The organism is Variovorax sp. efr-133-TYG-130 (genome assembly GCF_030208835.1).
Taxonomy (GTDB): domain Bacteria; phylum Pseudomonadota; class Gammaproteobacteria; order Burkholderiales; family Burkholderiaceae_C; genus Variovorax.
On the sequence record NZ_JARVTD010000003.1, the window covers coordinates 602,301 to 614,185 of the forward strand.

The following is an 11,885-nucleotide window of genomic DNA, read 5'->3' on the forward strand; positions in this document are numbered from 1 at the left end:
GCCTTTCGGCAATCTACGCCGAGCCGCCCTGCTCGCGGGCGCGCTCTTCGAGCTTGGTCACCACCTGCTGCGCCAGGAAGCGCAGCTGCTCCAGCAGCTCCGGGTCCAGCGTGCGCGGGCGGGTGTCGATCACGCAGACCGTTCCCAGCGCTTCGCCGTTGCTCATGACGAGCGGTGCGCCGGCATAGAAGCGGATGTTGGGGTCGCCCGTGACCAGCGGGTTGGCCTTGAAGCGCTCGTCCTCGAGCGCGTCGCCGACCACCATGACCTCCGCCGGGGCGGCGATGGCATGCGCGCAAAACGCATGTTCCCGGGGCGTTTCAGACGCCTTGAGACCGACACGCGACTTGAACCACTGCCGCCGCTCGTCGATCAGCGAAATGAGCGCGATGGGCGTGCCGCACAACTGGGCGGCCAGACGCGTGATCTCGTCGTAGGCGGCCTCCTCGCTGGTGTCGAGGATGGCCACGCGGTGCAGTTCCGCCAAGCGTGAAGATTCAGTCATGCGCCCATTATCGGGGGTTGCGCCGCGGTTCAGAGTCGCCCCAGCGCCTTGTCCACGCCCTTGTTGGCCAGCATGTCGGCGCGCTCGTTGCCGGGGTCGCCCGAGTGGCCCTTGACCCAGCGCCATTCGATCTGGTGGCCGCCCTCGGTCACCAGCTTGTCCAGCCGCTGCCAGAGCTCGACGTTCTTCACGGGCTGCTTGCTGGCCGTGACCCAGCCCTTGGCCTTCCAGCCGCGGATCCACTCGGTGATGCCCTTTCGCACGTACTGGCTGTCGAGGTACAGCACCACCTTGCACGGCCGCTTGAGCGCGGCCAGGCCTTCGATGACGGCGGTCAGCTCCATGCGGTTGTTGGTGGTGTCGAGTTCACCGCCGAACAGGTCTTTTTCGGTGGCACCCGACTTGAGCCATGCGCCCCAGCCCCCGGGGCCCGGGTTGCCTTTGCAGGCACCATCGGTATAGATCACGACTTCGGTCAAACTGGCTTTTCCTTCTTCATTCGATTCGTTCATTTTCAATTCTTGTCGGGCTCGCCGCGATGCACCTTGCCCGCGATGGGCACGGGCGCCTTGGCCCGCGCGCCGGCGCGGCGCCAGTCGGCGCTCAGCAGGCGCATGCCGCGCACCCGCTTCACCGCCACCAGGAAGTAGGCCGCGCCGAAGATGGGCCACCAGCGCTCGCCGGCCGCGTCCATCCAGCGCGATCGCTCCAGCCAGGCCTCGCTGCGCACGGCCGGCCGGTAGATGCCGAAGCGGCCCGATTCCACCTCGAAGCTCAGCAGCCGCAGCCAGTCGCGCATGCGCCAGTAGCCGATGAACTCGCCGCCCTCGGGCAGGTAAAGATCGCCAAGCCCCAAGCGCCGGTAAATGTGCGCGCGGCGCTGCCGCATGCCCCAGAGGCTGGCCGGGTTGAGCCCGCAGATCACCACCCGGCCCTCGGGCACCAGCACCCGCTCGACCTCGCGCAGCGTGGCGTGCGGGTCGGGGCTGAGTTCCAGGGCATGCGGCAGCACGACGAGATCGAGGCTGTTGGCCGCGAACGGCAGGGCCGCGAAGTCGGTCAGCAGCGCGGCCTTGCCGCGCCGGGCCGGGTCGTCCAGCGCGAGCCAGCGGTGCGGCATGCGGTTGGTGCGAAGGCCGTCGACCTCCGCCGCGCCCAGCTGCAGCGCGTGATAGCCGAAGACATCGGCCACCGCCTGATCGAACTGGGCCTGCTCCCAGGCCAGAAGGTAGCGCCCCGGGGGGGTCGCGAACCAATCCTGCAAACCTATAATTTGAACGCTCATGACCCTCGTTCCGCTGCCCGCCTTTGCCGACAACTACATCTGGATGCTGCACGACGGGTCCCACGCCATCGTGGTGGATCCGGGCGACGCCCAACCGGTGTTCGACGCGCTGGCGCGCCACAAGCTGCAGCTGGCCGCGATTCTAGTCACGCACCACCATGCCGATCACACCGGCGGCGTGGGGGCGTTGCACGCCGCCACCGGCGCCCGGGTGTGGGGCCCCGCGCGCGAGCGCATCCCCGAACCGTATACGCCGCTGGTGCAGGGCGACGTGGCCGAAGCACTGGGCCTGCGCTTCGAGGTCATCGACGTACCGGGCCACACGGCCGGGCACATCGCCTACTTCCTGCCGGCGGCGCCTTCCGAGGCGCCGCTTCTCTTCTGTGGCGACACACTTTTCTCGGGCGGCTGCGGCCGCCTCTTCGAGGGAACGCCCGCGCAGATGCTGGCCTCGCTCGACGCGCTCGCGGCGCTGCCCGGCGACACGCGCGTCTGCTGCGCCCACGAGTACACACTTTCTAACCTGCGTTTCGCCCTTGCAGTGGAACCGGCCAACGCCGATCTGACTCACTACAACGCGCGCTGCGAAAGCCTGCGCGCACAGGGGCAGCCCACGCTGCCTTCGCAACTGGCGACCGAACGCCTGATCAACCCCTTTCTTCGCAGCCGCGAAGCCACTGTCCTTCGAGCGGTGCGTGCCCACGCCGAGCTGGCTGCAGATGCAGCCGAGGCCGATGTGTTCGCCGCACTGCGCCAATGGAAAAACGACTTCCGATGAAACTGATTGCTGCCACCTGCCTTGCAGGTTCACTGGTGCTCGCGGGCTGCGCGGGCACGAACAACAGCTCCACACCGTCTTCCTCCTCCCCCAGAGCCGGCGCTACCGCCGGCGGCAGCGCAAGCCCCGTCTACCCGCGCGACGCCCTCTCCCCGCTTGCCACCAGCCAGGCCCATTCGCAGAGCGTCGTCACGCTCGCGCCGCCCGCCGACATGTGGGACCGCATCCGCCGCGGTTTCAAGATGCCCGACCTGGACAACGACCTCGTGCGCGACCGCGAGCAGTGGTACGCCAGCCGGCCCGACTACATCCAGCGCATGACCGAGCGCTCGAACAAGTACATCTTCCACATCGTCGAGGAGCTCGAGCGCCGCAACATGCCGACCGAGCTCGCGCTGCTGCCCTACATCGAGAGCGCGTTCAACCCGCAGGCCATCTCAAGCGCGCGCGCAGCGGGCATGTGGCAGTTCATGCCGGCCACCGGCACCGACTTCGACCTGAAGCAGAACATCTTCCGCGACGACCGCCGCGACGTGGTGGCCTCCACCCGCGCCGCGCTCGACTACCTGCAGAAGCTCTACGGCATGTTCGGCGACTGGCAGCTGGCCCTGGCCGCCTACAACTGGGGCGAAGGCAGCGTGAGCCGCGCCATCGCCAAGAACCAGCGCCTGGGCCTGCCCACCACCTACAGCGACCTCACCATGCCCGCCGAGACGCGCATGTACGTGCCCAAGCTGCAGGCCGTGAAGAACATCGTGGCCAACCCGCAGGCGTTCAACACCGAGCTGCCGCTGATCGCCAACCACCCGTACTTCCAAACCGTCACGCTCACGCGCGACCTCGACGTGGAGCTGGCCGCCAAGCTGGCAGACGTTCGCCTGGAGGACTTCCGCGCGCTGAACCCGGCCGCGCACAAGCCTGTGCTCATTGCCGCCGGCACGCCGCAGATCCTGCTGCCGTGGGACAACGCGGCCGTGTTCCAGCGCAACTTCGACGCCTACGCGCAAGGCCAGTACGCCAGCTGGACCGCCTGGGTCGTGCCCAACACGATGACCGTGGCCGACGCCGCGCAACGCTCGGGCATGAGCGAAGCCGACCTGCGCGCCATCAACAACGTGCCGCCGCGCATGCTCATCAAGGCCGGCTCGACGCTGATCGTGCCGCGCGGCGCCCGCGTGAAGGAAGACGTGGCCGCCGTGGTGGCCGACGGCGGCCACCTGAGCTTCCAGCCCGAGATCGTCACCCGCCGCACCACCGTGAAGGCGGGCCGCGCCGACAACGTGGCCTCCATTGCGCGACGCTACAACCTCAAGCCCGCCGCCGTCGCCGAATGGAACGACGTGAAGCCCAACCACGCGTTCAAGCGCGGCTACAGCGTGGTGGTGTACCTGCCGATCCGCGCGACCGTCGCGGCGCGCGTGGGCACCGGCATTCCGCCCGCACGCGGCCATGTGGCGGCATCGTCGAAGCAGGCGGCAAGGCCCACGGCGGCTCGCGGCGCCAACATCGCCAAGGTGCCCGCGAGCAGCAAGCAACAGGTGGTGCGCGAGAAGCGCGGCGGCGCGCCGGCAAAGAAGAAGCGCTGATAAAAGGCGCAGCTTTCGTCAGTGCGTGGGCGTCGCGGCCCACGCCCTGCGGCGCACCACGGCTTCCAGCGCGGCCACGGCAATCATCACGAGCGTGGTGAGCGTGCCCACCACGATCACCGACAGGTGCGGCGCAAACACCGCGAGCACGGCCAGCAGGCCCAGCCCGTACAGGTGCGACTGCGGCAAGAAGCCGCGCACCACGCGCTTGAACAGCGCATTGCCGAACAGGTAGAGCGCCGGCCCGCCGATCAGCGCGCCGAGGTACTTGAGCTCGGCGTGGTGCGAGCCCTCGTTGATCGTCAGCTCGTCGGCCACCGCGCACACGATGATGCCCGCCACCAGGATCACGTGCGTGTAGTGGAACTTGGCGCCGATGCCGCCGGGGTCGGCCGAATGCTCGATGGCATGGGTCGCCTCCTTGGCGCTGGTGTCGAAGTACATCCACCACATCGCCAGGCTGCCCGAAAAGCCCACCATCAGCGCGAACAGGTCTGCGCCATGCCATTCGGCGTGGTGCCCGAACGCGATGCCGGTGGCCAGCACCGACTCGCCCAGCGCCACGATCACGAAGAGCTGGCAGCGCTCCGCCAGGTGGCCGCCATCGATGGTCCAGTCGCTCGTCAGCGAACGGCCCAGGCCCGGAAAGCGCAGGCCGATCATCGGTGCGACGTACTCGCACAGCACGCCGCAGAACCACAGCGCAAGGCGCGCCTCGCCTTGCGCGAAACCGCCCGCGATCCAGAACACGCCGGCCACGCAGTTCCATGCCAGCAGGCGACGGAAGTTCGGCGTGAGCGGATCGTTGGGGCCGATGGCGATCAACATGCACAGCGTGCGCCCCGCCTGTATCCCCACGAAGCACAGCGCGAACACCAGCCCCCGCTCCGCGAAGGCGCCCGGCAGCGCCGAGGCCATCACCATGGCCAGCAGCATGATCGCGAACAGCACGCCGCGGATGCGCAGCGCGCCGGGGTTGAACCAGTTGGTGGTCCAGGCCGTGTACTGCCAGCCCAGCCATACAGCGAACCACATCACCAGCGTCTGCAGCGCCCCCGGCAGCGTGAGGTGGTCGAGCAGGTAGTGGGACAGCTGGGTGACGGAAAACGCGTAGACCAGGTCGAAGAACAATTCTTCGTTCGAGACCCTGGCGGCCTCGCTGCGCGAGCGCAAGGTCGTGGCCCGCTTGTTGTCGTGGCTCATGCTCTACCCCTGTGAAGTCGTTGCGGCGCTCCTTGTCGCTGCGGCGCGCCGCGCGGGATCATCGCACGAGGGGTGCTAGAGCTTCTCGGTTTCGCCCGTCTTGGGCTGCCACTTCATCAGGCGCCTCTCGATCAGCCCGACGATGCCGTCGAGCACCAGCGCAAAGGCCGTGAGCACCACGATGCCCGCGAACACCGTGTTGACGTCGAAGGTGCCCTCCGCCTGCAGGATGAGATAGCCCACGCCCCGCGCCGAGCCCAGGTACTCCCCCACCACCGCCCCGACGAAAGCCAGCCCGACCGAGGTGTGCAGGCTGGAAAACACCCAGCTGGTCGCGCTCGGCAGGTACACGGTACGCAGCAGCTGCCGCTGGTTGGCGCCCAGCATCTTCGCGTTGGCCAGCACCACGGGGCTCACCTCGCGCACGCCCTGGTACACGTTGAAGAACACGATGAAGAACACCAGCGTGACGGCCAGCGCCACCTTGCTCCAGATGCCCAGGCCGAACCACAGCGCGAAGATGGGCGCGAGGATCACGCGCGGCATCGAGTTGGCGGCCTTGATGTAGGGGTCGAGAATCAGGCTCGCGGTCGGCGCCAGCGCGAGCCACAGCCCGCACGCCAGGCCCAGCACCGTGCCGATGCCGAAGGCCAGCACCGTCTCCAGCAGCGTGGTGCCCAGGTGCAGGTAGATGTCGGCGTTGCCCTTGAGACCTTCGGGAAAGAGCGCATTGGCCGGCACATCGAACGGCAGGAACCAGCTCCAGATGCGCCCCGCCACCTGGATCGGCTCGCCCACGAAGAAAGCGAACTGCTGGTTGCGCGAAGCCAGGTGCCACGCGACAAGAATCACCGCCAGCAGCGCCAGTTGCCAGAAGCGCGCATTGCGCTCGTTGAGGCCGAAGTGAGCGCGCGACATCAGGCGGCCTTCCTCAGTTGCTGCGCATAGCCCTTGAGCACCTCGTCGCGCAGCACCTCCCAGATCTGCGTGTGCAGCTCGACGAAGCGCGGCTGCGTGCGCACCTCGGCCACGTCGCGCGGGCGCGGCAGGTCGATGGCGAATTCACCGATGGGGCGCGTCGCCGGCCCGGCCGAAAGCACCACCACGCGGTCGCTCATCGCGATCGCTTCGTCGAGGTCGTGCGTGATGAACAGCACCGCCTTCTTCTTCGCGCTCCAGAGGTCGAGCACCTCGTTCTCCATCAGCTGGCGCGTCTGGATGTCGAGCGCGCTGAAGGGCTCGTCCATGAGGATGATGTCGGGGTCGAGCACCAGCGTCTGCGCCAGCGCCACGCGCTTGCGCATGCCGCCGGAGAGCTGGTGCGGATAGCGGTCGCCGAAGCCCGACAGGCCCACGCGCGCCAGCCAGGCGTCGGCCTGCCTGCGCGCGTCGGCATCGGGCACGCCGCGGTACTGCAGCCCGACCATCACGTTGTCGATGGCGCTGCGCCAGGGCATCAGCGCCTCGGTCTGGAACATGTAGCCCGCGCGCGCGTTGACGCCCTCCAGCGTCTTGCCGAACACCTTGACCGTGCCCGACGAGGGCTCCAGCAGCCCCGCGCCCACGTTCAGCAGCGTCGACTTGCCGCAGCCCGTGGGGCCGACCACCGACACGAACTCCCCGGCCTTGATGCGCAGCGTGGTGTCGGCCACCGCCGTGTAGCGCTGGCCCGGATCGTCCTTCGAATGGAAAGTGCAGCTGATGGAGAGGAGTTCGAGTGCGTGGTCGGACATGGTCGGACGGGGCAGAAAAAACCCGGCCTGAGCCGGGTCGCGGGGACGTTCGGAATCAGGCTTTGAATCTGTCTTTCGCGCGCCTTGCAAAATCGTTGGTGTAGGTCTTGGCGAGGTCGATCTTGTCGGCCTTCACCGTGGTGTCGAAGCTGGCGATGGCGGTGAGCGCGGTCTTGGGGCCGTCGGCCGGCACGAGGCCGTCGGTCGCGATCGACTCTCGCACCTTGTCGAAGGACGCGAGGTAAAGCGCGCGGTCGCCGAGCAGGTAGGTCTCCGGCACCGTCTTGATGATGTCGCCCGGCCCTGCCGTCTGCAGCCACTTGAGCCCGTGCACGATGGCGTTCGCCAGCGCCTGGCAGGTGTTGGGATTCTTCTGGATGAAATCGGCCGACGCGTACAGGCAGGCCGCCGGCATCGTGCCGCCGAACACCTGTTGCGTGCCCTTGAGCGTACGCGTGTCGCTGATGATCTTCACGTCGCCCTTCTGCTCGAGCATCGTCATCACCGGGTCGGTGTTGCTGATGGCGTCGATCTGGCCCGAGCGCAGCGCGGTGAGCGCGCCGGCCGCCACGCCCACGCCGATGTAGCTCACGTCGCTGGCCTTGAGCCCGCCGCGCGACAGCACGAGGTTGGCCACCATGTTGGTCGACGAGCCCGGTGCCGAGACGCCGATCTTCTTCCCCTTGAGATCCTGGATGCCGGTGTAGCCGGCCATGTTCCTGGTCGACACGCCCACCGCGATCTGCGGCGCGCGGCCCTGCAGCACGAAGGCCTGGAAGAACTGGTTCTTGGCCTGGAGGTTGATGGTGTGTTCGTACGCGCCGGAGCACACGTCGGCCGAGCCGCCGACCACGGCCTGCAGCGCACGCGCGCCGCCGGCGAAGTCGGAGATTTCCACGTCCAGCCCTTCGGCCTTGAAGTAGCCCAGCTGCTCGGAGATGGTCAGCGGCAGGTAGTAGAACGCCGCCTTGCCGCCCACCGCGATGGAGACCTTGGTCTTCTCCAGCTTCGCCTGTTGCGCAAAGACACGCGGCAACGCGATGGTTGCGGCGGCAATGGCTGAGGCGGAAATGAGGGCGCGGCGATGGAGCATGAAACGGTGCCTGGAGGCTCTGTGATTCGTCTGGACTGAATCGAGCTTAGGGGCCGCATCACGCGACTGCATCGGGGTCATCCCGTGCGGGTTTTCACGTAAGCATGAAGGCCTCCAGAAGGCCCTGCGCACGAGGCTATCGCCCGATGAAAAGGATCGCCGCGTTAACGAGGAACCCGAGCGCCCAGACCGCGCTGCGCGCGCCGCCGATGCCCTTGATGTAGAGGCCGATATAGATCACGCGCAGCACCACGTAGGCCACGGCGAGCATGTCGAGCCGCCCCTGCGCCGCGCCAAGCTGGTGCGCGATGATGACGGCGCCGATGAAGAACGGCAGTCCTTCGAAGCTGTTGGCCTGGGCGCTGTTGGCACGCGCGCGCCAGCCGCTCTGCTTGGCGGCCCATTCGCGCGGCTGCATGTTGTCGCGCGGACCGAAGCTGCCCGCCTTGGCGATCCATGCGGCCAGGTACGGCAGGCCGCAGGCGATGAACACGCACCAGTAGGCAACCGTGAGCAGTGAAAAAGTCATGTCGTCTTGTCTCCGGCGACGGCGTGGCTACCGCCGGTCCACCAGCGCGTGCGCGATGGTGCCGAGGTCCACGTATTCGAGTTCGCTGCCGGCCGGCACGCCGCGCGCCAGACGCGTCACCGTCAGCCCACGCTGCTTGAGCGCTTCGCCGATCACGTGCGCGGTGGCCTCGCCCTCGGCGGTGAAGTTGGTGGCGAGGATGACTTCGCTCACCGTGCCGTCGAGCGCGCGGTTGAAGAGCTTCTGCAGCCCGATGTCGTTGGGGCCGATGCCGTCGAGCGGGCTGAGCTTGCCCATCAGCACGAAGTAGTAACCGCGGAATGCGCCGGTGCGCTCCAGCGCGGCCTGGTCGGCGGGCGTCTCGACCACGCAGAGCTTGCTCGCGTCGCGCCGCGAGTCCATGCAGACGCTGCAGATCGGCGCTTCGGTGAAGGTGTTGCAGAGTTCGCAGTGCCGCACGTTGCCCGCGGCCTGCTGCAGTGCGCGCGCGAGCAGCTGCGCGCCGTCGCGGTCGTGCTGCAGCAGATGAAAAGCCATGCGCGAGGCCGACTTGACGCCGACACCGGGCAGGCGGCGCAGCGCATCGACCAGGGCGTCGAGCGAACTGGCGTCGGCCATGTACCGCTTAGAACGGCAGCTTCATGCCGGGCGGGAGGCCCGGCATGCCGGCGGTCAGCTTGCCCATCTTCTGCTCGCTGGTTTCCTCGGCCTTGCGCACGGCGGCGTTGAAGGCTGCGGCCACCAGGTCTTCGAGCATGTCCTTGTCGTCGGCCAGCAGGCTCGGGTCGATGGTGATGCGCTTGACGTCGTGCTTGCAGGTCATGACGACCTTGACGAGGCCGGCGCCCGATTCGCCCTCGACCTCGATGTGGGCCAGTTCTTCCTGGGCCTTCTTGAGGTTGTCCTGCATTGCCTGCGCCTGCTTCATGAGGCCGGCCAGTTGTCCTTTGTTGAACATCGTTGGTCCTGATTGTTGGGTTGGAAAATGGGAGAAGGATAAGAGAGACGAAAGCTCAGGCCGGTTTCAGGGTTCCTGGGACGATCTTCGCATCGAAGTCGCGCATCAGCGCCTGCACTTCGGGGTCGTTGTAGATGGCCTCCTCGGCCACGCGCTGGCGCTCGTCGGCGGCCTGCCTGTTGCGGCGGGCCGGGCTGTCGACCACGGCGCCGATCTCGATCGTGAGCTTGACCTCGTGACCGAGGCCGTTGAGCGCGGCCGTCAGCTTTTCGCGGCTGGAGGGCTGGTTGAGCGTCTCGCGCTCGATGCGCAGCATCCACTGGTCGGTGTCGCGGCCCACCAGCTGCGACTGCAGCGCCAGTTCGCGCGTGAGGGCGTTGATGGCTTCGGATGCAACCAGTTGCGTGACCGTGGCATGCCAGAAATCGCCGTCTTCGCTCTGGGGAATGGGCGTGTAGGGAACGCGCTGCGAGCCTTCGGCGGGAGGAACATCGCGCGCACTGGGCGGAGGCTGCACACGAATGGGCACGCCGACGACCTTGGCGGGTGTTTCGGGCGGCTCGGGGCGCTGCTCGGGCTGGCGGCGGGGTTCGTCGACCACGGCGAGGCGCTGCCCTGCCGGTGCCGTTGGCGATGTCGGGGCTGGCGCGGGGGCCATGGCAGCCGGCGTTTCGGCCGGCGGACGCACGACCGGCGCAGGGGCTGGAGCGGGTGCCGGGGCACGTGCCGGCGCCTGCGGCGCGGCAGCCGCGGCTTCATTCAGAGTTTTTTTTTCCGTGGAGGCTGTCGAAGCAGCCGCGTTGGAAGGCTTGAAGGCCAGGAGCCGCAACAGCACCATGGTCAGCGCCGCGTACTCGTCGGGTGCCAGGCCCAGCTCGCCACGGCCGTGCAGGCAGAGGCTGTAGAGCAGTTGCGTCTCGTCGGCAGGCATCAGCGCGGCGAGGCGCGCGGTGTCGGCGGCATCGGGGTCGGTGGCGGCGTCGGCCGACTCGGCGCGCGAGGGCACGGCCTGCAATACGGCCATGGCCTGCAGGACGGCCGTCATTTCTTCCAGCGTGGACGCGGCCGACATGCCGTCGACGCGCAGCGCTTCGGACGTCTCGACCACCGTCTTGCCGTCGCCCTGTGCCAGGGCCTCGATCAGGCGGAACACATGGCCGCGATCGACGCTGCCGAGCATCTGCCGCACGCCGGCCTCGACCAGCTCGCCGTTGCCGAATGCGATGGCCTGGTCGGTGAGCGACAGCGCGTCGCGCATCGAACCGCGCGCCGCGCGCGCCAGCAGGCGCAGCGCCTGCGGCTCGGCCGGAACGTTTTCGGTCTGCAGCACGCTCGTGAGGTGTTCGAGCACCGTCTCGGGCGCCATCGGCCGCAGGTTGAACTGCAGGCAGCGCGACAGCACCGTCACCGGCACCTTCTGCGGATCGGTCGTGGCCAGCACGAACTTGAGGTACTCGGGCGGCTCCTCGAGCGTCTTCAGCATCGCGTTGAACGCGGTGTTGGTGAGCATGTGCACTTCGTCGATCATGAAGACCTTGAAGCGCCCCTGCACCGGCTTGTACACGGCTTGCTCGAGCAGCGACTGCACCTCGTCGACACCGCGGTTCGAGGCCGCGTCGAGCTCGGTGTAGTCGACGAAGCGGCCGGAATCGATGTCGCGGCAAGCCTGGCAGACGCCGCACGGCGTGGCCGTGATACCGCCCTGCCCGTCCGGGCCCTGGCAGTTGAGCGACTTCGCCAGGATCCGCGAGACCGTGGTCTTGCCGACCCCCCGGGTGCCGGTGAAAAGATAGGCGTGATGCAGGCGCTGCGTCGTCAACGCGTTCTCGAGCGCCTGCACCACATGCCCCTGGCCGACCATCTCACCGAAGGTTTTCGGGCGGAACTTGCGAGCGAGCACGAGATAAGACATTGCGGGCATTCTAAAAGGCGCGGCGTCGCTCCCAAGCCCGCGTCACCCCCGCAAACAAAAAAGCCCCCGTCTTTTCGCGGGACACCGAGGAGCCGGCTTCGCCGGGCCTCAGGTGTCGCCCCCAGCAGGGGGGAAGGAGAAGCGACACGAAGTGCGCGCATCCTGGGGGGTTACAATAAGCGCTGACGGGCCTCCCTGCATGGTGAAGTGGCCAACCGGGTCAGGTGGGGAACCAAGCAGCCCTAACTGCGTAGTCAGTGCCAGGGGTAAGGCTCGTCAACCTCTTCCGCAGCTTCGTTTCAT

At 67.8% G+C, this 11,885-nt stretch carries 13 protein-coding genes and 1 other RNA gene; 3 read left to right on the forward strand and 11 right to left on the reverse strand.

The annotated features are described in order from the left end of the window. Positions 1-13 precede the first annotated feature (13 nt). Genes QRN67_RS04885 through QRN67_RS04895 form a run of 3 tightly spaced genes read right to left on the reverse strand, consistent with a single transcriptional unit; the run spans position 14 to position 1,790 of the window. A complete protein-coding gene (locus QRN67_RS04885; protein WP_285410829.1) occupies positions 14-505 on the reverse strand; it encodes a GAF domain-containing protein in 492 nt (163 codons plus the stop codon). A gap of 29 nt (positions 506-534) precedes the next feature. Then, the gene (gene rnhA / locus QRN67_RS04890) at positions 535-984 is read right to left on the reverse strand and encodes a ribonuclease HI (RefSeq protein WP_285411148.1); all 450 of its coding nucleotides are present in this window, start codon (positions 982-984) and stop codon (positions 535-537) included. 35 nt (positions 985-1,019) lie between these two features. After that, entirely contained in the window at positions 1,020-1,790 is a 771-nt protein-coding gene (locus QRN67_RS04895) for a class I SAM-dependent methyltransferase (protein WP_285410831.1), read from the reverse strand. Between QRN67_RS04895 and gloB the strand changes: the two genes are divergently transcribed. Next, complete coding sequence (gloB, locus tag QRN67_RS04900) at positions 1,789-2,568, forward strand: hydroxyacylglutathione hydrolase (protein ID WP_285410833.1); 780 nt, start codon at positions 1,789-1,791, stop codon at positions 2,566-2,568. The genes QRN67_RS04895 and gloB overlap by 2 nt on opposite strands. Then, positions 2,565-4,154, forward strand: a complete 1,590-nt coding sequence (locus QRN67_RS04905) for a transglycosylase SLT domain-containing protein (protein WP_285410834.1) — start codon at positions 2,565-2,567, stop codon at positions 4,152-4,154. Before gloB ends, QRN67_RS04905 begins: the two co-directional genes overlap by 4 nt. Positions 4,155-4,172: 18 nt before the next feature. Here the strand turns inward: QRN67_RS04905 and QRN67_RS04910 are convergent, their stop codons facing one another. The 8 genes from QRN67_RS04910 to dnaX all read right to left on the reverse strand — a co-directional run bounded on the left by QRN67_RS04910 (position 4,173) and on the right by dnaX (position 11,582). After that, entirely contained in the window at positions 4,173-5,357 is a 1,185-nt protein-coding gene (locus QRN67_RS04910; RefSeq protein ID WP_106934289.1) for a low temperature requirement protein A, read from the reverse strand. A 75-nt stretch (positions 5,358-5,432) separates the two neighbouring features. After that, positions 5,433-6,275 carry an ABC transporter permease gene (locus tag QRN67_RS04915; protein WP_285410836.1) on the reverse strand — a complete coding sequence of 281 codons (843 nt, stop codon included), beginning with the start codon at positions 6,273-6,275 and terminating at the stop codon, positions 5,433-5,435. Further along, positions 6,275-7,090, reverse strand: a complete 816-nt coding sequence (locus QRN67_RS04920; protein ID WP_285410838.1) for an ABC transporter ATP-binding protein — start codon at positions 7,088-7,090, stop codon at positions 6,275-6,277. The genes QRN67_RS04915 and QRN67_RS04920 overlap by 1 nt, the downstream gene beginning before the upstream one ends. 55 nt (positions 7,091-7,145) lie before the next feature. Beyond that, positions 7,146-8,183: an ABC transporter substrate-binding protein gene (locus QRN67_RS04925; RefSeq protein ID WP_081266267.1), complete on the reverse strand. Its 1,038-nt coding sequence runs from the start codon at positions 8,181-8,183 to the stop codon at positions 7,146-7,148. A 136-nt stretch (positions 8,184-8,319) separates the two neighbouring features. Next, positions 8,320-8,712 carry an MAPEG family protein gene (locus QRN67_RS04930; protein WP_285410839.1) on the reverse strand — a complete coding sequence of 131 codons (393 nt, stop codon included), beginning with the start codon at positions 8,710-8,712 and terminating at the stop codon, positions 8,320-8,322. A 27-nt stretch (positions 8,713-8,739) separates the two neighbouring features. Continuing rightward, positions 8,740-9,330, reverse strand: coding sequence for a recombination mediator RecR (gene recR, locus QRN67_RS04935; protein WP_285410841.1), 591 nt, complete (start codon positions 9,328-9,330; stop codon positions 8,740-8,742). A 7-nt stretch (positions 9,331-9,337) separates the two neighbouring features. Continuing rightward, positions 9,338-9,670, reverse strand: a complete 333-nt coding sequence (locus QRN67_RS04940) for a YbaB/EbfC family nucleoid-associated protein (RefSeq protein ID WP_007836669.1) — start codon at positions 9,668-9,670, stop codon at positions 9,338-9,340. Positions 9,671-9,725: 55 nt separating this feature from the next. After that, positions 9,726-11,582 carry a DNA polymerase III subunit gamma/tau gene (gene dnaX, locus QRN67_RS04945; RefSeq protein WP_285410855.1) on the reverse strand — a complete coding sequence of 619 codons (1,857 nt, stop codon included), beginning with the start codon at positions 11,580-11,582 and terminating at the stop codon, positions 9,726-9,728. A gap of 184 nt (positions 11,583-11,766) precedes the next feature. Here dnaX and ffs point away from each other — a divergent pair. Further along, positions 11,767-11,863, forward strand: an RNA gene (gene ffs, locus QRN67_RS04950) — signal recognition particle sRNA small type. The last annotated feature ends 22 nt before the right edge of the window (positions 11,864-11,885 follow it).